Origin of the sequence: Alloalcanivorax gelatiniphagus (genome assembly GCF_005938655.1) — a bacterium.
Classification (GTDB): domain Bacteria; phylum Pseudomonadota; class Gammaproteobacteria; order Pseudomonadales; family Alcanivoracaceae; genus Alloalcanivorax; species Alloalcanivorax gelatiniphagus.
On sequence record NZ_VCQT01000045.1, the window covers coordinates 71,867 to 96,001 of the forward strand.

At 66.2% G+C, this 24,135-nt stretch carries 28 protein-coding genes; 13 read left to right on the forward strand and 15 right to left on the reverse strand.

Features of this window, described 5'->3' with window-relative positions:
• Nucleotide 1: 1 nt before the first annotated feature.
• The 5 genes from FGS76_RS16030 to pilG are packed head-to-tail and all read right to left on the reverse strand — an operon-like array spanning nucleotide 2 to nucleotide 4,323.
• Nucleotides 2-877, reverse strand: a complete 876-nt coding sequence (locus FGS76_RS16030) for a CheR family methyltransferase (protein ID WP_138773658.1) — start codon at nucleotides 875-877, stop codon at nucleotides 2-4.
• A gap of 31 nt (nucleotides 878-908) precedes the next feature.
• Entirely contained in the window at nucleotides 909-2,933 is a 2,025-nt protein-coding gene (locus FGS76_RS16035; protein WP_138773659.1) for a methyl-accepting chemotaxis protein, read from the reverse strand.
• Between the two features lie 49 nt (nucleotides 2,934-2,982).
• A complete protein-coding gene (locus tag FGS76_RS16040) occupies nucleotides 2,983-3,531 on the reverse strand; it encodes a chemotaxis protein CheW (protein ID WP_138773660.1) in 549 nt (182 codons plus the stop codon).
• A gap of 13 nt (nucleotides 3,532-3,544) precedes the next feature.
• Complete coding sequence (gene pilH, locus FGS76_RS16045; protein WP_138773661.1) at nucleotides 3,545-3,913, reverse strand: twitching motility response regulator PilH; 369 nt, start codon at nucleotides 3,911-3,913, stop codon at nucleotides 3,545-3,547.
• A gap of 32 nt (nucleotides 3,914-3,945) precedes the next feature.
• A complete protein-coding gene (pilG, locus tag FGS76_RS16050; RefSeq protein ID WP_138773662.1) occupies nucleotides 3,946-4,323 on the reverse strand; it encodes a twitching motility response regulator PilG in 378 nt (125 codons plus the stop codon).
• A 325-nt stretch (nucleotides 4,324-4,648) separates the two neighbouring features.
• Between pilG and gshB the strand changes: the two genes are divergently transcribed.
• The 5 genes from gshB to FGS76_RS16075 all read left to right on the forward strand — a co-directional run bounded on the left by gshB (nucleotide 4,649) and on the right by FGS76_RS16075 (nucleotide 9,039).
• Nucleotides 4,649-5,596 (forward strand): glutathione synthase, encoded by a 948-nt coding sequence (gene gshB / locus FGS76_RS16055; protein WP_138773663.1) that lies wholly within the window; start codon nucleotides 4,649-4,651, stop codon nucleotides 5,594-5,596.
• Between the two features lie 99 nt (nucleotides 5,597-5,695).
• Entirely contained in the window at nucleotides 5,696-6,565 is an 870-nt protein-coding gene (locus FGS76_RS16060; protein ID WP_138773664.1) for an energy transducer TonB, read from the forward strand.
• Nucleotides 6,566-6,618: 53 nt separating this feature from the next.
• Nucleotides 6,619-7,182, forward strand: coding sequence for a YqgE/AlgH family protein (locus tag FGS76_RS16065; RefSeq protein WP_138773665.1), 564 nt, complete (start codon nucleotides 6,619-6,621; stop codon nucleotides 7,180-7,182).
• Nucleotides 7,182-7,586, forward strand: a complete 405-nt coding sequence (gene ruvX / locus FGS76_RS16070; RefSeq protein WP_138773948.1) for a Holliday junction resolvase RuvX — start codon at nucleotides 7,182-7,184, stop codon at nucleotides 7,584-7,586. The genes FGS76_RS16065 and ruvX overlap by 1 nt, the downstream gene beginning before the upstream one ends.
• A gap of 160 nt (nucleotides 7,587-7,746) precedes the next feature.
• Complete coding sequence (locus FGS76_RS16075) at nucleotides 7,747-9,039, forward strand: Fic family protein (protein ID WP_170214497.1); 1,293 nt, start codon at nucleotides 7,747-7,749, stop codon at nucleotides 9,037-9,039.
• A 20-nt stretch (nucleotides 9,040-9,059) separates the two neighbouring features.
• Here the strand turns inward: FGS76_RS16075 and FGS76_RS16080 are convergent, their stop codons facing one another.
• Nucleotides 9,060-9,641 carry a DUF2780 domain-containing protein gene (locus FGS76_RS16080; protein ID WP_240692575.1) on the reverse strand — a complete coding sequence of 194 codons (582 nt, stop codon included), beginning with the start codon at nucleotides 9,639-9,641 and terminating at the stop codon, nucleotides 9,060-9,062.
• Nucleotides 9,642-9,862: 221 nt separating this feature from the next.
• Between FGS76_RS16080 and pyrR the strand changes: the two genes are divergently transcribed.
• The 3 genes from pyrR to FGS76_RS16095 are packed head-to-tail and all read left to right on the forward strand — an operon-like array spanning nucleotide 9,863 to nucleotide 12,658.
• The gene (gene pyrR, locus FGS76_RS16085) at nucleotides 9,863-10,378 is read left to right on the forward strand and encodes a bifunctional pyr operon transcriptional regulator/uracil phosphoribosyltransferase PyrR (protein WP_170214498.1); all 516 of its coding nucleotides are present in this window, start codon (nucleotides 9,863-9,865) and stop codon (nucleotides 10,376-10,378) included.
• Nucleotides 10,375-11,388, forward strand: a complete 1,014-nt coding sequence (locus FGS76_RS16090) for an aspartate carbamoyltransferase catalytic subunit (protein ID WP_138773667.1) — start codon at nucleotides 10,375-10,377, stop codon at nucleotides 11,386-11,388. The genes pyrR and FGS76_RS16090 overlap by 4 nt, the downstream gene beginning before the upstream one ends.
• A complete protein-coding gene (locus FGS76_RS16095) occupies nucleotides 11,378-12,658 on the forward strand; it encodes a dihydroorotase (RefSeq protein WP_138773668.1) in 1,281 nt (426 codons plus the stop codon). Before FGS76_RS16090 ends, FGS76_RS16095 begins: the two co-directional genes overlap by 11 nt.
• Before the next feature lie 33 nt (nucleotides 12,659-12,691).
• On the opposite strand, the gene dsbG is transcribed toward FGS76_RS16095, so the two are convergent.
• Both dsbG and FGS76_RS16105 read right to left on the reverse strand, forming a co-directional pair.
• Nucleotides 12,692-13,264, reverse strand: coding sequence for a thiol:disulfide interchange protein DsbG (dsbG, locus tag FGS76_RS16100; RefSeq protein ID WP_138773669.1), 573 nt, complete (start codon nucleotides 13,262-13,264; stop codon nucleotides 12,692-12,694).
• A 3-nt stretch (nucleotides 13,265-13,267) separates the two neighbouring features.
• Nucleotides 13,268-14,083 carry a TlpA family protein disulfide reductase gene (locus tag FGS76_RS16105; RefSeq protein WP_138773670.1) on the reverse strand — a complete coding sequence of 272 codons (816 nt, stop codon included), beginning with the start codon at nucleotides 14,081-14,083 and terminating at the stop codon, nucleotides 13,268-13,270.
• A gap of 178 nt (nucleotides 14,084-14,261) precedes the next feature.
• Between FGS76_RS16105 and FGS76_RS16110 the strand changes: the two genes are divergently transcribed.
• Together FGS76_RS16110 and FGS76_RS16115 are read left to right on the forward strand one after the other, a co-directional pair.
• Complete coding sequence (locus FGS76_RS16110) at nucleotides 14,262-14,924, forward strand: response regulator (RefSeq protein WP_138773671.1); 663 nt, start codon at nucleotides 14,262-14,264, stop codon at nucleotides 14,922-14,924.
• Entirely contained in the window at nucleotides 14,921-16,228 is a 1,308-nt protein-coding gene (locus tag FGS76_RS16115; RefSeq protein ID WP_138773672.1) for a sensor histidine kinase, read from the forward strand. Before FGS76_RS16110 ends, FGS76_RS16115 begins: the two co-directional genes overlap by 4 nt.
• On the opposite strand, the gene FGS76_RS16120 is transcribed toward FGS76_RS16115, so the two are convergent.
• On the reverse strand, nucleotides 16,200-16,724 hold the full coding sequence (locus tag FGS76_RS16120; protein ID WP_138773673.1) for a DUF4136 domain-containing protein: 525 nt from the start codon (nucleotides 16,722-16,724) through the stop codon (nucleotides 16,200-16,202). The genes FGS76_RS16115 and FGS76_RS16120 overlap by 29 nt on opposite strands.
• A 100-nt stretch (nucleotides 16,725-16,824) precedes the next feature.
• A complete protein-coding gene (locus FGS76_RS16125) occupies nucleotides 16,825-17,724 on the reverse strand; it encodes a LysR family transcriptional regulator (protein WP_138773674.1) in 900 nt (299 codons plus the stop codon).
• Between the two features lie 96 nt (nucleotides 17,725-17,820).
• Here FGS76_RS16125 and FGS76_RS16130 point away from each other — a divergent pair, with 96 nt between their 5' ends.
• The 3 genes from FGS76_RS16130 (at nucleotide 17,821) to FGS76_RS16140 (ending at nucleotide 20,427) form a co-directional block, all read left to right on the forward strand.
• Nucleotides 17,821-18,444: an FMN-dependent NADH-azoreductase gene (locus FGS76_RS16130; RefSeq protein WP_138773675.1), complete on the forward strand. Its 624-nt coding sequence runs from the start codon at nucleotides 17,821-17,823 to the stop codon at nucleotides 18,442-18,444.
• A gap of 74 nt (nucleotides 18,445-18,518) precedes the next feature.
• Nucleotides 18,519-19,523: a glutathione S-transferase family protein gene (locus FGS76_RS16135; RefSeq protein ID WP_138773676.1), complete on the forward strand. Its 1,005-nt coding sequence runs from the start codon at nucleotides 18,519-18,521 to the stop codon at nucleotides 19,521-19,523.
• Nucleotides 19,524-19,569: 46 nt separating this feature from the next.
• Complete coding sequence (locus FGS76_RS16140) at nucleotides 19,570-20,427, forward strand: pirin family protein (protein ID WP_138773677.1); 858 nt, start codon at nucleotides 19,570-19,572, stop codon at nucleotides 20,425-20,427.
• A 95-nt stretch (nucleotides 20,428-20,522) separates the two neighbouring features.
• Here the strand turns inward: FGS76_RS16140 and FGS76_RS16145 are convergent, their stop codons facing one another.
• From FGS76_RS16145 to FGS76_RS16165, 5 genes are all read right to left on the reverse strand, one after another.
• Nucleotides 20,523-20,837, reverse strand: a complete 315-nt coding sequence (locus tag FGS76_RS16145) for a HigA family addiction module antitoxin (protein ID WP_138773678.1) — start codon at nucleotides 20,835-20,837, stop codon at nucleotides 20,523-20,525.
• Nucleotides 20,838-20,859: 22 nt separating this feature from the next.
• A complete protein-coding gene (locus FGS76_RS16150) occupies nucleotides 20,860-21,144 on the reverse strand; it encodes a type II toxin-antitoxin system RelE/ParE family toxin (protein WP_138773679.1) in 285 nt (94 codons plus the stop codon).
• 185 nt (nucleotides 21,145-21,329) lie between these two features.
• The gene (locus tag FGS76_RS16155) at nucleotides 21,330-21,755 is read right to left on the reverse strand and encodes an OsmC family protein (RefSeq protein WP_138773680.1); all 426 of its coding nucleotides are present in this window, start codon (nucleotides 21,753-21,755) and stop codon (nucleotides 21,330-21,332) included.
• Nucleotides 21,756-21,940: 185 nt separating this feature from the next.
• Nucleotides 21,941-23,059: a PilT/PilU family type 4a pilus ATPase gene (locus FGS76_RS16160; RefSeq protein WP_138773681.1), complete on the reverse strand. Its 1,119-nt coding sequence runs from the start codon at nucleotides 23,057-23,059 to the stop codon at nucleotides 21,941-21,943.
• Nucleotides 23,060-23,074: 15 nt separating this feature from the next.
• Entirely contained in the window at nucleotides 23,075-24,109 is a 1,035-nt protein-coding gene (locus FGS76_RS16165; RefSeq protein ID WP_138773682.1) for a type IV pilus twitching motility protein PilT, read from the reverse strand.
• Between the last annotated feature and the right edge of the window lie 26 nt (nucleotides 24,110-24,135).

A 24,135-nucleotide genomic window follows, 5' to 3' on the forward strand; every position in this document is an offset into this window, starting at 1 on the left:
CTTATTGCCGGCGCCGGAAGGCCAGGGTATCGGCGAACTGAACACGTTCCAGTCGCGGATCCTGCCAATCGGTGATTTCGCCGGGACCGAGCACCAGTAATCCCCCCGGTGCCAGCCGGCCCGCCAGCCGGTTGACGATCTGTCGTTTCCGCCAGCGGCGGAAATAAATCAGCAGGTTCTGGCAAAAAATCAGGTCCATGTTGTCCATGGGCGCCTGATCCAGATTCAGCACGTTCAGGTAAGCGAAGCAGACCCGCTCGCGCAGCACCTGGCCGACCTGCTGGTGGCGGCCGTCGGCGTCGCTGAAATAGGCTTTGCGCAACACCGGGTCGATCTGTTCCACCCGACGCCGGGGGAACAATCCACGGCGCGCCTTGGCCAGCGTGGGCAGGCTGATGTCGGTGCCGGTGATGCCGTAAAACAGCGACTTGGCGGCACCGGCGAACCGTTCGTTGATCAGCATTGCCAGGGAATAGGCTTCCTCGCCGGTGGAGCAGCCCACGCTCCAGGCATTGAGGGTGGCGCCGCTGTCCCGTTCCTCGGCGAAGCGGTCCACGAAATCCTGCACCAGGGCGAACGAGCCGGGATGTCGGAAGAAGCTGGTTTCCTGCACCGTGAGCCGGTCCACCAGCACCGACCATTCCATGGCGCGGGCCTCGGTGGCCCCGGTGACCAGCTGCTCGTAGTAAATGTCGTAGCCGACGATGCCCAGCTCGCGCATGCGGATATTGAGGCTGGTTTCCAGGAACGGCTTGCGCTCCGCCGCCAGCGTCATGCCGGTGCGTTCCTCGAGCAGCGCCTGCCACAGCTGGAACTGCTCGGCGTCCATGGCGGGGGCGTTCTTGATCGACCAGCGATCTGTCACTGCGTAACCCATGGTTCCGTCTCCGGAACCGGCTCAGGCCGGCTCAGGAATGTTCCGGCAGGCGGAAGCCGGCCACTGAATTCCGCATCTCCTGGGCCATTTCCGCCAGGTCGCCAATGGAGCGGGCGGTGGCGGTGGTACCGGCGGAGGTCTGCGAGGTAATTTCCTGGATCACGTTCATGGTGTTGGAGATGTGACCCGCGGAGGCGGCCTGCTGGCGCGCCGCGTTGGAAATGTTCTGGATCAGGTCGGCCAGGTTCTTGGATACGTTTTCAATTTCTTCCAGCGCCACACCGGCGTCCTGGGCCAGCCGGGCACCCTTCACCACCTCGGCGGTGGTGGCTTCCATGGAGATCACCGCTTCGTTGGTGTCGGTCTGAATGGTTTTTACCAGCGTTTCGATCTGCTTGGTGGCGGCGGCGGAACGTTCCGCCAGGCGCTGCACCTCATCCGCCACCACCGCGAAGCCCCGGCCCGCTTCACCGGCCATGGACGCCTGGATGGCGGCGTTCAATGCCAGAATGTTGGTCTGGTCGGCGATGTCGTTGATCAACGATACGATGTCGCCAATCTCCTGGGAGGATTCACCCAGCCGCTTGATCCGTTTGGAGGTTTCCTGAATCTGCTCGCGGATGGTGTCCATGCCGTGGATGGTGGCCTGCACCACTTCCGCGCCCTTGTTGGCGATCGCCACCGCTTTTTCCGCCACGGCGGCGGACTCGGCGGCGTTGGCGGATACCTGGTCAATGGACACCGCCATTTCGTTCACCGCCGCCGAGGCGCCGGCGATTTCCTGGGCCTGGTGCTCGGAGGCTTCCGCCAGATGCATGGCCGTGGACTGGGTTTCCTGGGCGGCGGAGGCCACCTGTACGGCGGAGTTGTTGATGGTTTGTACCAGGCTGCGCAGCTGGTCGATGGAGTAGTTGATGGAGTCCGCGATGGCGCCGGTGAAGTCCTCGGTCACCGTCGCTTCCACGGTCAGGTCACCGTCCGCCAGGTCGCCCAGTTCGTCGAGCAGACGCAGAATCGCCGCCTGGTTCCGCTGGTTCTCGCTTTCCAGTTCGTTACGGCGGCGGGCCGCTTCGCGGTTACGCTGCAGCATGATCAGGAAGAACATCAGCACCGCGATGGCCGCGCACACGGCGCCCAGCCACAGGGACGGGAACAGGCCGGTGGTGGTGCTCTCGAATTGTTCGTTCAGGTTGCTGGATTGCTCGAGCAGGTCCTGGGAGGTGCGGAAGATGGTGTCCGCGGCGCTGGCCACCTGGAACAGGTCCGGGGCGGTGTAAAGAATTTCGTCGATGGACTGGGTGATGAACTCGTCGAACAGCCGGGAGACCCGCTGCAGATAATTAAGTGCTTCCGGGTTGGTGATGCGCTGGATGCCCATGGCCGGGTCACCCTCGAGCATGCCGTTGAGCACGCGGCCGAATTCGGTGGCGTCGCGGCCGAAGTTGTCGGCGGCGATCACCGCGTTGTCGTCCCCTTCGAGCACCCGGGAAATGGAGCGCAGGATTCGTTCGGTGAGCAGAATCTGGCGCTGGGCCAGGGCCACCTGATCCGGTGCCGCGTCGGTTTCCACCAGGATGTCCACCACCGCCTGGTATTCCGACTGCAGCTGCGGGATGGCCTGGGCCAGGGTGTCCGCCACCTTGTGCAGATCGAGCACCGCGTCGCGGCCGTTAAGAATAGTGGCGGTGTCCTCGCTGGCCTGGTCCCAGAGCCCTTGCAGGCGCTGCTTGACCTGGTCGTCGGCCACCGGCTCTTCCTTCAGGCGGTTCCAGGCGCTCTGGAACTCGCTGCGCGAGTCCTGCAGCAGCACGAAGGCGTCGGCGTTACCGGAGGCCGCCTCCAGCGCGTTCTTGGCGATCTGCTGGGAGACCACGCGCAGCTCCGAGGCGTCGGTGATGTTTTCCTGGGCCAGGTTGGCCCGGGTCGCCGACAACAGGAAGTTGGCCAAGGCCAGGGCGATGAAAATGGCTAGCCCGATGTACAGGGCCACATTGAGCGGATTGCCCCCCGCGTTCCCCCGTGCCTTACTGAACACGTTTCCCGGTTTGAACTTCATAACTGGCTCCTGGCCTGGCTCTGTTCTTATCTCCCCGGCGCGCTTTGCATCAGCCCGTGCGGGCTGCCTGCATGAAGCGCGGATCCTGTGCCAGCCGCGTCAGGCTGAACACGGACCAGAGTTCCCCGTCCCTCAGATAGCCGCCGCGCAGATAAGGCCCCAGGTCCTCGTCCCGCGTGGTCGGCACCGGCCGGTAGGCATCGAGGGGGAAGTGCTGCATCCCCTGCACTTCGTCCACGATGACTCCCGTGTAAAGATCGTTCTGATCCAATACCAATAATCTGCGTTGCCGTTCCTGCAACTCCGATGGCCGGCCCAGGAAACGGCTCAGGTCCATCACCGTCATCAGACGGCCACGCACGTTGGCCACCCCTTTCATCCAGGGCAGCACGCCGGGCACCCGCGTGTAGGCCGGCACCGAGAGAATTTCCGACACCTCGTCCATGGGCGCCAGCAGGCGGTGTTGGTCCAGGGTGAAGCCCACCCCACTCCAGTAATCGACCGCGTCTTCCTGCATCGGCAGGCTGGCGGCCTGCCGGCGGCAGCGGACGGCATAGTCCGCCAGTTTGACGAAGGCGGCGGAAGCGGCGGCGCTCATCGGTGTCTCGCCATCACGCGCCGGTCAGCTGCCGGCCCACGGTCTGCAACAACACATCCTCGTCCACCGGCTTGGTCAGGTAATCCCGTGCCCCCTGGCGCTTGCCCCAGACCCGGTCGGTTTCCTGGTCCTTGGTGGTGACGATGATGATCGGAATGTGGGCGGTATCGGCACCCTTGGTCAGCTGGCGGGTGGCTTGAAAACCATTCAGGCCGGGCATCACCACGTCCATCAGAACCAGGTCTGGCATTTCGGAGCGGGCCAGTGCCACGCCATCGGCGCCATTGGCGGCTTCCAGCACGTGGTGGCCGTGTTTTTCCAGGATCTCCCGGAACTTGTAGCACTCGGTGGGAGAATCATCGACGATCAGAATGCGTGCCATCTTTTCCTCTTCGGGTTCAGCGTCGCGGCTGCTTAAACGTGTTGACGAATGGCCCCCAGCAGCTCGTCCTTCGAGAACGGCTTGGTCAGGTATTCGTCGGACCCTACGATTCGGCCCTTGGCCTTGTCGAACAAACCGTCCTTTGACGAGAGCATGATCACCGGCGTTCCCTTGAACGCGCTGTTGTTCTTGATCAAGGCACAGGTTTGATAGCCGTCCAGTCGCGGCATCATGATGTCCACGAAAATAATGCTGGGCTTGCTGTCGGCGATCTTGGCCAGGGCATCGAATCCGTCAGTGGCGGTGATCACCTCGCAGCCCGCTTTCTTCAGCAAGGTTTCGGCGGTGCGACGAATGGTTTTGGAATCGTCGATCACCATCACCTTGAGGTCTTGGAAATTGTCAGTCATGGAGAACTGCCTTCAATCGTGAACCGTTAAGGGCCGCAACGTCTTGTCGTCGGGAAGCGTTTTTACAGCCGCCGTGCCCGGCGACACTGAAAATCGCTCCGGCGATCTAATTATCGTGGATCCGGTGAGCCCCTTCTTTGATCCCCATTACTACTTTGTTCGGAGGCTCTACTGGGTGGAACAGCCCAAGCCGAGGTTTTAACACAGTTTCTACATTCAATCTATAAGACCCTGTGGGACCTGAGAAAAGCGTCCCGTAGCGGCCCGGCCAAGGCACTGATAACATGGCCCGGCACCTCTCTCCCGACCTCTTCCTGGAGCCCCCATGAGCCTGAAAATCGGCGTGGTGATGGACCCCATCGACCACATTAAACCCTGGAAAGACACTACCCTGGCCATGTTGCTGGAAGCTCAGCGTCGCGGCTGGTCGATTCAGTATATGGAACCAGCCGATCTGTATGTGCGGGACGGCGAGGTACGAGCGGTGACCCGTGATCTGGTCGTGCGCGACAATAATGACGACTGGTTCACACTTGGCGAGCCGGCGCCCCGCGCCCTGGCCGGTCTGGATATGATCCTGATGCGCCAGGACCCGCCCTTCAACAGCGCCTATCTGTACGCCACCTATATGTTGGAGAAAGTGGAGCGTGAAGGGGTGATGGTGGTCAACAAACCGGCCAGTGTTCGCGACAGCAACGAAAAACTGTTCGCCACCGATTTTCCGCAGTGCTGCGTGCCCACCCTGGTGTCCGGTCGCGCCGACCGTCTGCGTGAGTTTGTGAAGGAACAGGGTGACACGGTGATGAAGCCCCTGGACGCCATGGGCGGGACCAATGTGTTCCGCATCGAACCGGGCAGCGCCAACCTGAGCGTGATCATCGACGTGCTCACCGAGAACGGCAAAACCCCGGTGATGGCGCAACGCTTCATTCCCGAGATCAAGGACGGCGACAAGCGGATTCTGATGATCAACGGCGAGCCGGTGGACTACGCCCTGGCGCGGATTCCCAAGGAAGGCGAATTCCGTGGCAACCTGGCCGCCGGCGGCACCGGCCAGGGACGCGAACTGACCGACCGGGACCGCTGGATCTGCCAGCAGGTGGGGCCGGTGTTGCGTGAGAAGGGCCTCTATTTCGTGGGCCTGGATGTGATCGGCGACTATGTCACTGAAATCAACGTGACCAGCCCCACCTGCGTGCGCGAGCTGGACCAGATCTACGGCATCAATATCGCCGGCCAGCTGTTCGACGCCCTGCTCGAACTGCGTGGCTGATCGGGAAATGCGCGCTACGTCCTGGGCGGCGTGGCGCGTTCGGGGGACAATGCGCCGCATCGTGACGATGGGCCACATAATAAAGACGCAAAATCCTTCATGGCTGCTCCACAGGTAACCGCCGCCGACCGGCTCGGCTTCACATTGTTTCTGGCCCTGGCCGTGCACGGCGTGGTGCTGTTCGGCGTCAGCTTCGCGCCGGAGAAGCCCCGCGCCGCGCCCAACAGCCTGGAAGTCACCCTGGCCATGCATCGCGCCGATAAGGAACCGGAGGAGGCCGACTTCATTGCCCAGGCCAACCAGGCCGGCGCCGGCGACCAGAGCGAAAAGCGGGAACTGACCACCACCGAAACGGCGCCGTTCAGCGACCCGGATACCGACACCGTGCAGCTCCAGGAGCCCACCACCCGGCAGCCCCGCCCGGTCACCCGCCAGAAAATCATCGTCACCCGGGCGCGCAGCGAGCGCGCCACCGACAGCGAGCAGAGCGACCGCCAGGAAGAGAACCCGCGCCGCAAGGCGGACCAGGAAAATGTGGACCAGCTGAGCCGGGAAATCGCCAGCCTGCAGGCGCGTCTGGACCAGCGCAAACAGGCCTACGCCAAACGCCCGCGTATCCGCCGGCTCACCTCGGTGTCCACCAAGGCCCATTATGAGGCCGCCTACATCGACACCTTCCGCCGCCGGGTGGAAGCCGCCGGCACCCGGCATTTTCCCCGCCAGGCGCTGGAGGACAACGCCTTCGGCGGGGTGCGGCTGATGGTGGCCCTGCGCGCGAATGGCGAGATCGAGGAAACCCGGATACTGGAGTCCTCCGGCTATCCTTTCCTGGACCAGGCGGCGCTGCGCAGCGTGCGGTTGGCGGCGCCGTTCGAGCCGTTCACGGCGGAAATGCGCGAGCATATGGACGTGCTGGAGATCATCCGCACCTGGCGCTTCGACGCCGGCCGCCGGGTGTCCTCCCAGTAACCGGCCCGGCCGCTTCCCTTGCCCTCATCGAAAGGTCGCCGGATACTGTGGCCATGGACAATGCCAGCCTTAAACATCAGCTTTTGATCGCCATGCCCCAGATGGACGATCCCAACTTCGAGCACACCGTGACCTACATGGTGGAGCACAGCGATGAAGGCGCCATGGGGCTGACGCTGAACCGGCCGGTGTCGTTGAGCCTCAGCGATATTCTGGCGGACATGGACATCGAGGTGGAGGTGCCGCCGTCCGAGCACCACCAGGTGGTGGCCGGTGGTCCGATCCAGCAGGATTCGGGCTTCGTGCTGCACCGCAGCACCGCCCGGCTGTGGGATTCCAGCATTCAACTGGCCGATGGCCTGTGTCTGACCACCTCCCGGGACATCATGGAAGCCATCGCCTTGGGCCAGGGGCCGGAGGCCACCCTGGTGTGCCTGGGCTATGCCGGCTGGGACCAGGGGCAACTGGAGCGGGAGCTGGCGGAGAACATCTGGCTGAGCGCCGCCAGCAGCCCGGAACTGGTGCTGGACACGCCCTTCGACCAGCGCTGGCAAGCCGCCGCCGCCCGGCTTGGCGTGGACATGAGCCTGATCGCCACCCAGGTGGGCCACGGTTGATTCTGCTGGCCTTCGATTACGGCACCCAGAAGATCGGGCTGGCCTCCGGCAACGATCTGATCGGCACCGCCTCGCCGCTGACCCCCCTGCCCAGCCACAATGGTCAGCCGGACTGGGACCGGGTGGCGGCGCTGCTCGACGAATGGCGCCCGGATACCCTGGTGGTGGGGTTGCCCCTCAACATGGACGGCTCGGAAAGCCCGTCCAGCGCCCGCGCCCGCAAATTCGCCCGCCGCCTGCACGGCCGTTTCGGCCTGCCGGTGGTGATGGTGGACGAACGCCTCTCTACCCGTGAAGCCCGCGAACGCACCGGCCAGCGTGGCCCGGACCCGAAGGTGGATTCCATGGCCGCGGTGGTGATCGCCGAGGGCTTGTTGAACGGCGCCGAACCGATTCAGCCCTGAACGCCCCCTCGGGTCGCCGTCGCCCTATCTTGATCTTTCCGAACTGAGCGAGCATATTCAACTCAATTTTCCGAAAATTGAGTTGAATATGGCAAGGATCGCGCAACCACCTGATAAAGCTGCGGTTTTTTCCAGAAAACCTGAGGCTGTACTGGCCGCCATGGACCAATACGGCACGGTCGACGCAAAAGGTCTTTACCTGCATTGGCATGATCTGCGGCGCCGGCTGCCCGCCTCGGTGGACAAGGAGGCGTCCTGGGTGGCGATCAAGATGGCGCGCCAGAGTCTGCTCAAACCGGTGAGTCTGAGCGCGGCGGACGGGCGACCGTTTCAATTCTGCACCCCCGACGCCATGGCCGGCACGCTACATGCCATCGATCGGCTTTGCGCGCCGTCGCTGAGGGAGGGCGGGTTCGATCTGTCCAGCCATGGCCAGCGTGAGCAGTACCTGGTGGAAACCCTGATGATGGAGGAGGCGATTTCCAGCGCCCAGTTGGAGGGGGCCGCCACCACCCGTCAGGTGGCGCGGGATATGTTGATCCGCGAGCGTTCGCCCCGCACCGAGGATGAGCGCATGGTGTTCAATAACTACCTGCTGATGAAAGAGGCCAAACGGGCCCGCGACGAACCCCTGGATCTGGCGTTGATGTTCCGCTTCCATGAACTGGCCACCCACGGGACGGTTCAGGCCGGGGTGGTGCCCGGCGAGCCGCGTCAGAACGACGACGTGGTGGTTGATCGGGATGGCGACGTGGCCCACCAACCGCCGCCGGCGTATCAGCTCCCCGCCCGGCTCAAGGCAGTGTGTCGCTTCGCCAATGAACAGCATGATGGCCGTGAAGGGCGTGCCTTTATTCACCCTGCGGTGAAAGCGATCATCCTGCATTTCATGGTCGGCTATGAGCACCCGTTCGTGGACGGCAACGGCCGTACCGCCCGGGCATTGTTCTATTGGTACATGTTGAAAACCGGCTATTGGCCGTTCGAGTACATCTCCATCAGTGCCTTGCTCAAGGATGCGCCGATTCAGTATGGAGAGGCCTATCTGTTCACCGAAACGGACGACAATGACCTGACCTATTTCGTGGTCTATCAACTGCGGGTCATTCAGCGGGCCATGGACGCTTTTCTGGAGTATGTGCGGACCAGACGGCGGGAGTATCTGGAGCTGATGGACTGGCTGGCGGACATGGGCATCGGGCGCCGCCTGAACCATCGCCAGGGCATGTTGTTACGGCAGGCACTGAAGAATCCGGGGGTGGGCTACACCGCCAAGGAGGTAAAGAACCTGTTCGACGTGTCGGAGAACACGGCCCGCGCGGACCTGCGCGTTCTGGAGGAGCTGGAGGTTCTGGTGCCGCACAAGGTCGGCAAGACGGTGGAATTCCTGGCGCGGGCGGACGCCGCGGAGCGGCTGAAGCGCGGGCTCAAGGCAAGCCGCCGGCGCCGCTGAGGGCGTCGGCGGCGTCAGGCTCAGGTGGCCGGGGCCCAGAGGTTCTGGAGGGCGCCGATCACCGGGCTGGCCACGCCCTGGTTGCCCAGGAACTGGGTGATGATCGGCGTGAACTGGCCGATCATTTCCGGGCTCAGGCCCATGGCGCTGAAGGCCTGCTGCACGCCGGCCAGGGTTTTCACGTTGCCGAGCACGCCGCTCAGCATGCCGCCGTTGGCGCCTTGCTCGCCGCCGCCCAGCAGGCCGCCGAGGCCGGACACCTGGCTGGTAATGCCGCCGAACTGGTCGCCGGACAGCTGGGATTTGGCCAGGGAGAACAGGGCGGCGCTGCCACCGGCGGCCTGTTGTTTGGACACGCCGAGCTGGCTGGACAGGTCGTTCACCATGGTGGCGGTGTCGCCGGCCAGTTTCCAGTCACCGGTGGCGCCGTCGATCGCCTGCTGGGATTGGCTGGTGGCGTCGTTGGCTTTCTTCTGTGCCTGATCCACCGCGTTGTTGGCGGAGTCCATGGCGCCTTTCAGGCTGAAGGCCTGAACCGGCTGGGTGATCGCGGCCGCCAGGGCCGCCACGGCAATGCCTTTCATGAAGCGTTTCATCGTCATTCCTGTTTCCGTTTTCTCGTCCATAATGCCCGTGGCGACATCGCCCCACGGGAAGCCGTCACCCGACGCCGGGGGCGCCGCCGGTGACCGGGGGGCGAGTTTAAACCAGTTCGCCGCCGGGTGCCGGACGCGACTCGCAAAACCGGCGGCGCCCATGCCGCCGGCGCCGGTGATCTGCTACTCTACGCCGGTTCGATGCCATCCACCTTCAGGAGACACCCTTGCGCTGGAACGAAGCGGAGATCGACGCGCGCCTGGCCGCCATGGCCGAGCAGCTCGCGGACGAATATGGCGAGGCGCCGCCGGCGCTGGTGGGCATTCAGTCCGGCGGGGCCTGGGTGGCGGAGGCGCTTAATGCCCGGCTGGCATCGCCGGCGCCGCTGGGCTCCCTGGACGTGAGCTTCTACCGGGATGACTTCGACACCCGCGGGCTCAAGCGCACCGTGAAGCCCTCGGACCTGCCGTTCGAGGTGGATGGCGCCCATCTGCTGCTGGTGGACGACGTGTTGATGACCGGGCGCACCATTCGGGCCGCCATGAACGAACTGTTCGATTATGGCCGGCCGGCCTCGATCCGCCTGGCGGTGTTGTTTGATATCGGTCACAGAGAGTTACCGATTCGCCCGGATATTTGCGGGGAAACTTTGGCATTGCCGCCCCATCAACGGGTAGAATTACGCGGGCCCGCGCCTCTGGTCGCGGAGGTGATAGAGATCCCCGTAAAGGCTGACGAATGACGCTTGCGCCGCCGCCCTCCTCCCGCGTGCAGCTCACCGATGACGGAAAGCTGCGACATTTTCTTTCCGTCGAACATCTCTCCCGTTCCCTGCTGGAAGACATGCTGGACACCGCCGCCAGTTTCGTCGACGTGGGCGGGCGCGCCATCAAGAAGGTGCCCCTGCTGCGCGGCAAGACGGTGGTGAACCTGTTCTTCGAATCCAGCACGCGCACGCGCAGCACCTTCGAACTGGCCGCCAAGCGGCTCAGCGCCGACGTGCTCAACCTGGATATTTCCAAGTCCGCCACCAGCAAGGGCGAAACCCTGCTGGACACCCTGCGCAACCTGGAAGCCATGGCCGCCGACATGTTCGTGGTGCGCCACCAGGATTCCGGGGCGCCGTTCTTCATCGCCAACGAGGTGACCCCCGGTGTGGCGGTGATCAACGCCGGTGACGGGCGCCACGCGCACCCCACCCAGGCGATGCTGGACATGTACACCATCCGCCACTACAAGGGCGGCTTCGACGGCCTGCGGGTGGCCATCGTCGGTGATGTGCTGCACTCCCGGGTGGCCCGCTCGCAGATTCACGCGCTCAATATTCTCGGTGCCGAGGAAGTGCGCCTGATCGGCCCGCGCACCCTGCTGCCGGTGGCCGCGGAAAGCCTCGGCGTGACCGTGTTCAACGACATGGCCCAGGGCCTGCGGGACGTGGACGTGGTGATCATGCTGCGTCTGCAGAAGGAGCGCATGGACTCCGCCTTCCTGCCCAGCGAGGCGGAGTTCTTCCGCCTGTATGGCCTGAACAACGAAAAACTGCGCCACGCCAAACCGGATGCCATCGTTATGCACCCGGGGCCGATCAACCGGGGCGTGGAAATCGCCTCCGAGGTGGCCGACGGCCCGCGCTCGGTGATTCTCAACCAGGTGACCTTCGGCATCGCCGTGCGCATGGCGGTGATGTCCATGGCCATCAGCGGCCAGGAAAGCAGCCAGAACCCGGAGCAGGGAGAAGACCATGGCCGCTAAGGCGCATCTGCTGATTCGCAAGGGCCGGGTGATCGACCCGGCTTCCGGCCGCGATGAGGTGGCGGACCTGCTGGTGGAAGACGGCCGTCTGGTGCGCATCGGCGCCAGCCTGGACGCCCCCGGCGCGGAGATCGTGGAGGCCGAGGGCCTGTGGGTAATCCCCGGCCTGGTGGACGCCTGCGTGCACCTGTCGCTGCCGGACAGCGGCCGCGCCGGTGACGTGACCTCGGAAACCCGCGCCGCCGCCGCCGGCGGCATTACCCACCTGGCCGCCCAGCCGGACTGCGGCCCGGTGGATTCCACCGCCGTGGTGCGGCTGATCCGCGAACAGGCCGGCCAGGCCGGATTTGCCCGGGTGCTGCCGGTGGCCGCCCTGACCCAGCATCTGGATGGCGTGCAACTGGCCGAGATGGCCACCCTGGCCCGGGCCGGCTGCATCGCCGTGGGCCAGGCCGGCGCGCCGGTGGCCGACGCCCTGGTGCTCAAGCGCGGCCTGGAATACGCGGCCACCTTTGATCTGCCGGTGATGTTCCGGCCCCAGGACGCGGCCCTGGCCGCCGGTGGCTGCGCCCACGACGGCCCGGTGGCCACCCGTCTGGGCCTGCCCGGCATTCCGGCGGTGGCGGAATCCGTGGAGCTGGCCCGGGACCTGCTGCTGGTGGAGGCCACCGGCGTGCGCGCCCACTTCCAGCAGATCTCCAGCCGCGAATCCCTGCCGCTGCTGCGCGCCGCCAAGGCCCGCGGGCTGCCGGTCACCGCCGATGTGAGCATTCACCATCTGCTGCTGGACGAGTCCGCCCTGGAAGGCTTCGACAGCCACTGCCACGTAATCCCGCCGCTGCGCGGCGCCGCCGACCGGGAAGCCCTGCTGGCGGCGGTGGCCGACGGCACCATCGACGCGGTGTGCTCCCAGCACCAGCCCTCCGGCTCGTTCAGCAAGACCGCTCCGTTCCCGGCCACCCGGCCGGGCATCTCCGGCCTGGACACCCTGCTGCCGCTGGTGCTCAAGCTGGTGGAAGATGGCGCCCTGCCGTTGCACCGCGCGCTGGAGGCGGTCACCGCCGCGCCGGCCCGCTGCCTGGGCATCCAGGCCGGCCATCTGGAGCCGGGCCGGCCGGCCAGCCTGTGCGTGCTGGCGGCGGGCGAGAGCCGCACCCTGTCCAGCCACTGGCTGTCCGCCGGCCGCAACTCCCCCTGGCTGCACAGCCGCCTGCCCGGCGCGGTGAAACTCACCGTCTGCCAGGGCAAGGTCAGCTGGCTGAGCGACTGAGGGCCGCCGGCCCTCAATGGAGACGCCGGTTGCTCAGTGAAGCTGGAACACCTGACCGCGCAGGGTCTCCGGCTGCAGCACCCCGGGGGCGAACTGCAATTTGCCGTTCCGGTCCCGGAAGATCGTCGCCGGGGTGCCACGGATGCCGAACTCCCGCATCAGCGCGTTGTTCTCCCTGAGCTGACGGCCCACCGCCTCGGGCACCGGGTCCAGCGGCTTCAATTCGCCTTTCTCGCCCTGCGCCAGCGCCGCCGCCGGGTCGTCCGCGGCCAGCACCGCCGCCCCTTCCCCGTAGCTGCCCGGGCGTAGCACCGCCACCACCACATGGCGCACCTGGGTGCGGTTGTCCGGGTCCGCCAGCAGCGGTCGCATGTCGCGCCACTGGCGCTCGCAATAGGGGCATTTCAGGTCGGTGAAGGTGTACACCACCCGGTCCGGGTCCTCGGCGCCCTCCGCCACCCAGTGGCTCTGTTCCAGCACGTCGAAGATTTTTTGCTCCAGCGCCGCCCGCTCAGCGGGCGTTTCGTCCTGCGCCTGGGCCAGGCCGGTGCCCAGCAGGGCGATCAGCAACACCTTGAGGGCGTAATAAAAACGGGATAATGGCACGGTTTACTCCTGGTCGGATGGAAGATGGGAACTTAGAAAGTGGCGCAGGCTGGCCGCCGACAGCGGGCCCAGGTGGCTGTTCACCACCCGGCCCCGGGGGTCCACCAGCAGCGTGGTCGGCAGGCCGCCGCCCAGGTCTCGGCCCAGATCCCGGTGGGGGTCCAGCAAAACCCGTTCCAGCCGCAGCCCCTCGGCGCTCAGATAGCGGCGCACGGTGTCCGCGCCTTCGCCCTGGTTGGCGTACAGGAAACGTACCGCCGGGTAATCCCGCTGGCCCTGCTCCAGCACCGGCATTTCCCGGCGGCAGGGCGGGCACCAGCTGGCCCACAGATTGATCAGCGTCAGGCGGCCGCCGGTGGCCTCCGCCAGGGTCACCGGGGTGCCGCCCAGGGCATACAGCGTGACGTCGGGCAGCGGCGCGTCGCCGGCGCGCAGGGGTTTCAGGGCCAGCGTGACCAGCAGCGTCACCACCGCCCCGGCCACCGCGATCCGTCCGGCCTCGGGTAGCGCCTTGCCATGACCGCGCCAGCGGGCCAGGGCCAGCCCCAGCAGCGCCCCCAGGGCCGCCCCCGGCCACCAGAACCCGCCGTCGCGGATGTCCAGCATGGCCAGCGGCCCGCTGTACTGATCCAGGTAGCGGAGCACGAACGCCAAGCGGGCGCCGATCAGCCCGCTGAACAGCATCCAGCTGAGCACCGGCTCGGCGTCCGGCCGGGCCCGGCGGCGCCAGGCGGCCAGGGCCCAGGCGGCGATCACGCCGGCCAGCCAGGGTAGCAGGGCCAGGGGCAGGGCCAGCGGGCCCAGGTTCAAGGCGGTCATCAGGGTCGGTTCTCTCCTCGCATTGGCCTTGCATTGGCCTTGCATCGGCTTCGTATCGCGCGGGCCCGTCGATGGTGTGGCCAGAGCGGTTGTTCGGGACAGGCTGGCCGCCGATGATTAACGCCGGGTTAATTCTGGCGCCCCAGGGTGGCGGCAACGGTGAACGGCGGGAGCAAGCATGCACATTCTGTTGGTGGAAGACGATGCCCTGCTGGGCGACGGCGTGCAGGCGGGCCTGGAGGTGCACGGTTTTTCCGTGGCCTGGGTGCCCGACGCCGGCGCCGCCGAGGCGGCGCTGGCCGGCTCCGCCTTTGATCTGGTGATCCTGGATCTGGGGCTGCCGGACCGGGACGGCCTCGCCCTGTTGCGCCACTGGCGCCGCCGGGGCCGGGACGAGCCGGTGCTGGTGCTCACCGCCCGGGATGGCGTCGCCCACCGGGTCGCCGGGCTCAACGCCGGCGCCGACGATTACCTGGAAAAACCCTTTGATCTGGACGAGCTGGTGGCCCGGGTCCACGCCCTGTTGCGCCGGGCGGAGGGCCGCGCCGCGCCGCTGGTGGAGTATGGCCGGCTGCGCTTCGACCCGGCCCGCCAACAGGTCTGGCTGGATCAACGGGAAATGGCCCTGACGCGCCGGGAGCGGGCCCTGCTCCAGGCGCTGCTCGGCGCCCGCGGGCGGGTGCTGACCGCCGACGAACTGGCCGACCGGGTCTACGGCTGGACCGAGAGCGTGGAGAGCAATGCCCTGGCGGTGCACATCCACAGCCTGCGCCGCAAGTTCGGCGAGGGGCTGATCGAGACCGTGCGTGGCGAGGGCTACCGTCTGGGGGCCCCGCCGTGAGGCTGGCGCCCGCCAGTTTGCGTGGCCGCCTGCTGCTGGGGCTGGGCCTGGGGCTGTCGGTGCTGTGGCTGGTGCTGGCGGTGTGGCTGCACCACGAGGTGCGCGACCGGGTGGCGGCGGTGCTCGACCAGCGGCTGGCGGCGTCGGCGCGCATGGTGGCGTCGCTGGTGGACGCCGGCGCGGCGGTGCCGGCGGCCCTGGCGGAAGGCGGCCGGCTGCCCCTGCGGGGCATCGCCTGCGAAGTGAGCGGCCTGCGCGGGGAACTGCTGGCCCGCTCCAGCGGGGCCCCGGAGGGCGGCCTGGCGCTGGATGGGGATGGCTTTGGCCAGCGCCGTCTGGACGGCGAACTCTGGCGGGTGTTCACGGTGACCCAAGGCGATCTGCGAGTGGCGTCCGCCGAACGCATGGCCGGGCGCACCGGCTTTATGCATCAGGTGGCGTTGGTGCTGCTGGCGGCCCTGTCCCTCGGGCTGCTGGCCAGCCTGGCCCTGGTCTGGTGGGCGGTGGGCCGGGCCCTGGGCCCGCTGTCCTCGTTGCGCGACCAGCTCGCCGGCCGCGATGCCGGCGACCGGCGGACGGTGGCCACGCCGCCGGGGGGCGTGGAACTGGAACCCATGGTGGCCACGCTCAACCAGGTGCTGGGCCGGGAACGGGAGGCCCTGGATCGGGAGCGTCGGCTCACCGACGACCTGGCCCACGAATTGCGCACACCGTTGGCGGCGATTCGTACCCAGCTGCAGGTGGCGCAGCGCACCGAGGGGCCCCGTGCGGAGCACGCCCGGGACGCGGCTCAACAGGCGGCGGAACGGCTCGGCCACAGCCTGGACCAGTTGCTGGCCCTGGCCCGGGAGCGCAGTGCCCCGGCGGACCGGGCGTCCCTGGACACGGTGCTGGACGGGGTATTGGAGGAGCTGGCGGGGGCGCTGCGGGAACGCAACCTGAGCGTGCGGCGGCAGGCCCTGGCCGGTGTGCCGGCGGCGCCCGCCGGGCTGGTGCGCATCGTGCTGCGCAACGTGCTGGAGAACGCGGTGCGGCATAGCCCGGAAGGCGGGGTGATGAGCCTGGCGCCGCTGGACGATGGCCGCGTGGGGCTGTGCATTGATGATCAGGGGCCCGGCCTGACTCCGGAACAGCGCCGCCGGGCCCTGGAGCGGGGCTGGCGCGGCCATGGCGGTGGCCGTGGCCTGGGGCTGGCCATCGTCACCACCATCATGGCGCGTACCGATGGCCGGGTGGCCCTGGACAGGGCGCCGGGCGGCGGCCTGCGGGTGCGGGTCAGCTGGCCGCCGGCGGGTAGCGCTTGAGCATTTCCGCCACCATTTTGTCGATGCGCTCCGCGCGCCGCTGGCTGCTTAGTTCCTCGTGGAGGGTGTCGCGGCTGGTGGCCTCCCAGATCACGTCCTTGGTGGTCCGGTCCACCATCGCCACCTGCAGCTTGTATTCCTTGTAGGTTTCACCCTCCACCGGGGTGCTGGTGGACAGGCCATAGCCATTGCCGAACCAGCCAAAACCGAACTGCAGGGTGTTGCCCTGGAATTTTTCCACCGGCACGAACCGGTAGCGCACCAGCAGGTCGGCACCGTCCTTGCCGGCGCTGGTCAGCGGGCGGCCGGCCAGTTCCCGGCGCAGCGCTTGCTGGACCCGCTGGCCGTCCAGGCTGAGCACCTCTTGGTCGTCCGGCGGCGGGTCGATGGCGTAGCTGCGGTAATCAGCGAAATCGGTGCCGGCCCGGTGGTCCACCACCACCGGGGACACGCAGCCGGCCAGGGTCACGGCGAGAAACAGGGCAATCCAGCGCATGGTGATCCTCCAGAAAAAACAGTGTTTTCAGTATAAGGCGCCCGCTACTGGGGCGCGTCAATGGTGGTGGCCCGCCTTTGCGACCCGCGTCCGCCGCCGCTCAGGCGATGGCCGCGTCGTCGTCCTCCGCCAGCCCGGCCTTGATGCCTTCGCCCAGGAAACGGGCCGCCCGGCCGGCGTACTGGCCCTCCGCGTACACCATGTAGAGGTCCTGGTAGCGGTATACGCCCTCCGCCAGGGGCAGGGGCTTGAGGGTGCCGGCGGCCAGGTCATCACCAATCTCCGGCTCCGGCACCCAGGCGAAACCGAGGCCGCGCAGCAGCGCCTGGCGGCGGGTGTGGCTATGGGAAAAGGTCCAGCGCTTCTCCGCGCCCAGCCAGCCGGAATCCACCCGCTGGCGCCCGGAATCGCGCAGCACCAGCTGCCGGTGCGGGCGCAGGTCGTCCAGGCTCAGTGGCCCCTGATCGTGCAGCGGATGGTGTGATTCCGCCACCGCCACGAAGCGGATGCGAATCAGATGGTCGCCCATGAAACCGGGCGGCACCCGGCCGGTGATCGCCAGGTCGGCCTCATGGCGCAGCAGCGCCTCCTCGGCCCCGGACAGAATGGTCTCCTGGAACTCCACCCGCGTCAGCGGGCTTTCCTCCGCCAGCCGGACCAGCGCGCACAGCACCACGGTCTGGGGAAACAGGCCATCGGCGGCCACCCGCACCAGCGGCTCCCAGCCGTGGCCGAACTGAATGGCGCTGCTCTCGATGCGGCCGGCCTCTTCCAGCAGCACCTTGGCCTGCCGGTACAGCAAATGGCCGGTTTCGGTGAGCCGCGCACGGCGACCCTCCAGGGCGAAGGCGCGCACCCCCAGCTCGGTCTCGATTTTCTGCACCGCGTAGCTGATCGCCGACTGGCTCTTGTCCAGCGCTTCGGCGGCGGCGGCGTAACCGCCCTCGTCCACCACCGCGATCAGGGCTTGCCATTGGTCCAGGGTGATTTTGGTCGACATATCGAATCAGTTGGCCATATCGCACAGGTATGTGCCGTTTTATATCGGATGAACAGAAAAGACAATGGATCATCACGACCTTTAAGGGAACCGGCCATGACCCGCATCCTGTACTTGCAAACCAGCGTCTTCGGTGCCGAGGGAGCTTCCAGCCGCCTCAGCCAGACCTTTATCGACGGCTACCGCGCCAACCACCCGGGCACCGAGGTGGTGGTCCGGGATCTGGTCAACGACGGCGTGCCGCACCTGGACCTGGAGCGGGCCGGTGCCCTGCGCGGCTTCAGTGACGGGCTCAACGAGGCCCAGAAGGCGGTGCTGGCGCGCTCCGAGGAGTTCGTTCAGGAGTTGCGCGATGCGGATCTGGTGGTGATTGGCATGCCCATGTACAACTTCGCCGCGCCCACCCAGTTCAAGTCCTGGATCGATCATATCGCCCGTGCCGGCATCACCTTCAAGTACACCGACACCGGGCCGGTGGGTCTGCTGGAGGACAAGCCGGTACGGGTGTTCGCGGCCCACGGCGGCGTGCACGCCGGCCAGCCCTACGAGACCACCACGGTGTTCGTAAAACAGATTTTCGATTTCATGGGTATCCGCGACGTGCGTTTCATTTACGCTGAAGGGTTGAACATGGGCGACGAGGTCAAGCACCAGGCGCTGGCCCGGGCCGAGGCGGAAATCGCCGCCGAACTGGAGGCGCTGAACACCGCCGCCGCCTGAGCCCAGGGGCGCCGGGCCGCCCGGACAGACAGACGAGAGACAGACGACAGCCGACACGGACAGGAGAAAACGACATGGGACTGCTGGTCGACGGACAGTGGCAGGACAAGTGGTACGACACCAAGAGCACCGGCGGGCGCTTCAAGCGTTCGGAAAGCCAGTTCCGTAACTGGGTCACCGCCGACGGCGCCGCCGACCCCTCCGGTGAGGGCGGCTTCAAGGCGGAAAAGGGCCGCTACCACCTGTACGTGTCCTTCGCCTGCCCCTGGGCCCACCGGGCGCTGGTGATGCGCGCCTGGAAAGGCCTGGAGGAGCACATTGGCGTTTCCGTGGTGCACCCGCTGATGCTGGAAAACGGCTGGGAGCTGCGCGATGACTTCGACGGTGCCACCGGCGACGCCCTGTACGGCCTGGATAAGCTCTATCAGCTGTATCTGAAGGCGGACGCCAAGTACACCGGCCGCGTGACGGTGCCGGTGCTGTGGGACAAGGAGCGCGAGACCATCGTCAGCAACGAGTCGGCGGACATCATCCGCATGCTCAACGGTGCCTTCGATGATCTGGGCGCGCGGCCCGGGGACTATTACCCCGAGGACCTGCGCGAGGCCATCGAGGCGATCAACGATCCGGTCTATAACCATGTGAACAACGGCGTTTACAAGTCCGGCTTCGCCACCGGCCAGGAGGCCTACGACGAGGCGGTGACCGCCCTGTTCGACACCCTGGAGGACCTGGAGCGCCGGCTCGGCGAAAGCCGCTATCTGGTGGGCAACACCCTCACCGAGGCGGACCTGCGCCTGTGGACCACCCTGGTGCGTTTCGACGCGGTCTACGTCACCCACTTCAAGTGCGACCGTAAGCGCATCGTTGATTACCCGAACCTGAACGGGCTGCTCAAGGAGCTGTACCAGCTGCCCGGCGTGGCGGAAACGGTGCACCTGGACCATATCCGCCATCATTACTTCCGCAGCCATCCGACGGTGAACCCCCACGGGATCATCTCGATTGGCCCGCAACTGGATTTCACCTCGCCCCATGGCCGTGAGCGGCTGGGCGAGCGGGAAATACGCGGCGCCTGAATAGGCCGGCGCCGCTAGCGATGCCCGGTAGGGCGAGGAGGCAACCATGAAAGAACGAAGCGTGCTGCACACCATCCGTGCCCTGGAAACGTCCGATGGCGCCGGTGTCCGGCTCAAGCGTGCCCTGGGCCACAACCCCTCGGTGCGGCTGGACCCTTTTCTGATGCTGGACGCCTTCTCCTCGGATAACCCGGACGATTACATCGGCGGCTTCCCCGCCCACCCGCACCGGGGTTTCGAGACCGTGACCTACCTGGTCGAAGGGCATATGAAGCACCGCGATCACCTGGGCAACGAGGGCGATCTCAAGCAGGGCGGGGTGCAATGGATGACCGCCGGGCGCGGCATTATCCATGAGGAAATGCCCCAGCAGCAGGACGGCCTGCTGCGCGGCTTCCAGCTGTGGATCAACCTGCCGGGCCGGGAAAAGATGAAGCCCGCCGGGTACCGGGACGTGGCCGACACGGAAATGCCGCGCCTCGATCTGCCCGGCGGCGGCCAGGTGAAGGCCATCGCCGGCCAAGTGGTGCTGGACGGGGAAACGCTGACCGCGCCGGTGAAAGGCGGCGCCACCGACCCGCTTTATCTGGACGTGAAACTGCGCCCGGGTGAGTCGCTCACGGTGCCGATCAAGGCCGGTTACAACGCCTTTCTGTACCTGTTCGAGGGCGGCCTGAGCGTGGCCGGCGAAACGGTGCCGGCGGAGCACACCGCGGTGCTCGACGACGGCGACCGGGTCACCCTGGCCGCCGGCGACCAGGGCGCGCGGCTGGTGTTGCTGGCCGGCAAGCCCCTGGGCGAACCCATCGCCCAGTACGGCCCCTTCGTGATGAACACCCAGGAAGAGATCGAACAGGCCCTGCGCGACTACCGCGCCGGCACCCTGGCCGAACCCGCGGCCTGAAAGCAGTCCGGGGGCGCTCGTCCTCGGGATCTGGCGGTAGGAGCGGCTTCAGCCGCGATAATCGACACCGGTTATCGCGGCCCAAAGGGCCCTGCTCAGGCGGCGCTGAGCGGCTTGATGTTTTCGATCTGGTCACGGATCGCCTGTTCGGCGTCCCACAGATCCACCGCCCGCTGGGCGTTCAGCCAGAAGTCCGGTGTATTGCCGAACAGGCGGGCCAGGCGCAGCGCCATTTCGGGGCTCAATGCCCGCCGTTCGCGCAGCAGTTCATTGATGGACTGCCGCGACACGCCCACCGCCGTGGCCAGGGACGTGACCGTCAGCCCATAGTCGGGCAGAAAATCCTCGCGCAGCATTTCCCCGGGATGGGTGGGGCGGCGCTGCATGCCGGTGACACTGAAAAGGGTCATGGTGCCTCCCGCCGGCGGCGTTTTATGAGTGATAGTCGCAGAACAGCACGTCATGGGCGTTCTCGCCGTCAAAGCGAAAGCTGATGCGCCATTGCTCGTTGACGCGGATGGCGTGCCGTCCTTTCTGATCGCCTTCCAGCCGGTGGAGCCGGTTGCCCGGCGGCACCCGCAGGTCCTCCAGACAGGTGGCCAGGTGCACGTATTCCAGCTTGCGCGCGGCCCGGCGCGCCACATCCGGCGGTACCCGCAGGCAGCGGCCCGTTTCAAACAGGCGCCGGGTGGTTTTGTCGGCGAAAGACAGGATCATTTGTAACTCGTCACGTGATGGTTGTCAATGGTGCTCCGAGGATTCCCCTGGTGGAGACAGGAGCGGCAACGGTCAGTGTGACGAGGAACGTCGGGCAGGGGGATCAGCGATCTCTTACGGATGCTGTGAGAGATTGACCACGATGGTCGTCAGTGCCCGCCCGGGGCGGGCGGGCACTGGGTCGGTCAGCTTTGCAGTTTGGCGTCCAGGGAAATGTCCGCGTTGAGCAGTTTGGACACCGGGCAGCCTTCCTTCGCCGCTTTGGCGATTTTCTGGAACTCGTCGTCGTCGATGCCGGGGATCTTCGCCGTCATATCCAGGTGCACCTTGGTGATGCTGAAGCCATCGCCGTCTTTCTCAAGAGTGACCTTGGCCTTGGTATCGATGCTGTCCGGGGTGTAGCCGGCGTTGCCGAGCTGCAGGGAAAAGGCCATCGAGAAACAGCCGGCGTGGGCGCCGCCGATCAGCTCCTCCGGGTTGGTGCCCGGCTCGTCCTCGAAGCGCGTGTTGAACCCGTAGGGCTGCTCCTTGAGCGCGCCACTCTGGGTGGAGATGGTGCCCTTGCCCTTCTTGATATCGCCTTGCCAGTGAGCGGAAGCGAACTTGTTCATGGTGGTGCTCTCCTTTTCCACATTTCCAATGTTTATGACGTCACCGCCCACCGTGGCGCCAAGGCCGTGAAGAGGTCGTGGGCACGGCGGACCGGTGCGTGTGGGTACAGGCATAGCATGGCGCGGTGGCCGGCCCTAGCGGGGGCCGGCGGAGAAAGGTAAAAGAAGGAAAAACCGGTGCCGGCTCAGTCGCCCTCGATGCTCAGGCCACGGGTGGCGTGATCCAGGCTGGAGGCATCGGTTTCGTTGCCGAGCTTGATCATCAGGCGCAGGTCGTTGGGGGAGTCGGCGTGGGCGATGGCGTCCTCGTAGGTGATTTCGCCGGCGTCATAGAGGTCGTAGAGGGCCTGGTCGAAGGTCTGCATGCCCTGCTCCCGGGATTTGCCCATCAGCGCTTTGAGCAGGTGAATCTCGCCCTTGCGGATATGGTCGGACACCAGCGGCGTGTTGAGCAGCACTTCGATGGCGGCGCGCCGGCCCTTGCCGTCCGGGGTGGGGATCAGCTGCTGGGCGACGATGCCGCGCAGGTTCAGCGACAGGTCCATGTACAGCTGCCCGTGCCGGTCGGCGGGGAAGAAGTGAATGATCCGGTCCAGGGCCTGGTTGGCGTTGTTGGCGTGCAGGGTGGCCAGGCACAGATGGCCGGTTTCGGCGAAGGCGATGGCGTAGTCCATGACCTCGCGGCTGCGCACCTCACCGATCAGGATCACGTCCGGCGCCTGGCGCAGCGTGTTTTTCAGGGCGATCTCGAAGGAGTCGGTATCGATGCCCACCTCGCGCTGGGTGACGATGCAGCCCTGGTGCTGGTGGACGAATTCGATGGGGTCCTCAATGGAGATGATGTGGCCCTTCGAGTTCTTGTTGCGGTGGCCGATCATCGACGCCAGGGAGGTGGACTTACCGGTGCCGGTGGCGCCCACGAACAGCACCAGGCCCCGCTTGGTCATGGCCAGGTCCTTGATCACCGGCGGCAGGCGCAGTTCGTCCACCTGGGGAATCTTGGTCTCGATGCGGCGCAGTACCATGCCCACCAGGTTGCGCTGATAGAAGGCGCTGACCCGGAACCGGCCGATGCCCCGGGCGGAAATGGCGAAATTGCATTCATGGTGCTCGATGAATTCCTTGCGCTGCTTCTCGCTCATCACATTGAGCACCAGATCCCGGGTCATATCCGGGGTCAGGGCGGTGCGGGTCACCGGCAACACCTTGCCGTGCACTTTCATGCTGGGTGGCACGCCGGCGGTGATGAACAGGTCGGAGCCGCCTTTCTGCACCATCAGTTTGAGCAGGTTCTCGAATTCCATGGGGTCGCTTCCCTGTTAAAACGCGTCCGGGCTTTTCGCCTTCTCGCGGGCCGCTTCGCGGGATACCACGCCCTTCTGGACCAGCCCCTGCAGGCACTGGTCCAGGGTCTGCATGCCCAGGGAGCCGCCGGTCTGGATCGCGGAGTACATCTGCGCCACCTTGTCCTCGCGGATCAGGTTGCGGATCGCCGGGGTGCCGATCATGATCTCGTGGGCCGCCACCCGGCCGCCGCCGTTCTTCTTCATCAGGGTCTGGGAAATCACCGCCTGCAGTGACTCGGAGAGCATCGAGCGGACCATGGATTTCTCCTCGGCGGGGAACACGTCCACCACCCGGTCGATGGTCTTGGCGGCGCTGGTGGTGTGCAGGGTGCCAAACACCAGGTGCCCGGTTTCCGCGGCGGTCAGCGCCAGGCGGATGGTTTCCAGGTCGCGCATCTCGCCCACCAGAATGATGTCCGGGTCCTCCCGCAGCGCCGAGCGCAGCGCCTCGGCGAAGCCCAGGGTGTCGCGGTGCACCTCGCGCTGGTTGACCAGGCATTTCTTGGATTCGTGCACGAATTCGATGGGGTCCTCGATGGTGAGGATGTGCTCGTAGCGGGTCTCGTTGATGTAGTTCATCATCGCCGCCAGGGTGGTGGACTTACCGGAGCCGGTGGGCCCGGTGACCAGCACGATGCCGCGCGGGAAATCCGAGATCTTCTGGAACACCTTGCCCATGCCCAGATCCTCCATGGTCAGTACCTTGGAGGGAATGGTCCGGAACACGGCGCCGGCGCCCCGGTTCTGGTTGAAGGCGTTGACCCGGAAGCGCGCCACGCCGGGCACGTCGAAGGAGAAGTCGGTCTCCAGGAACTCCTCGTAGTCCTTGCGCTGCTTGTCGTTCATGATGTCGTAGACCAGCGCGTGGACTTCCTTGTGTTCCATGGGCGGCAGGTTGATCCGGCGCACGTCCCCGTCGACGCGGATCATCGGCGGCAGCCCGGCGGACAGATGCAGGTCCGAGGCCCCGTTCTTGGCACTGAAGGCAAGCAGTTCGGTGATATCCATTGGAATGACTTTTCTTCTCAGTAGAA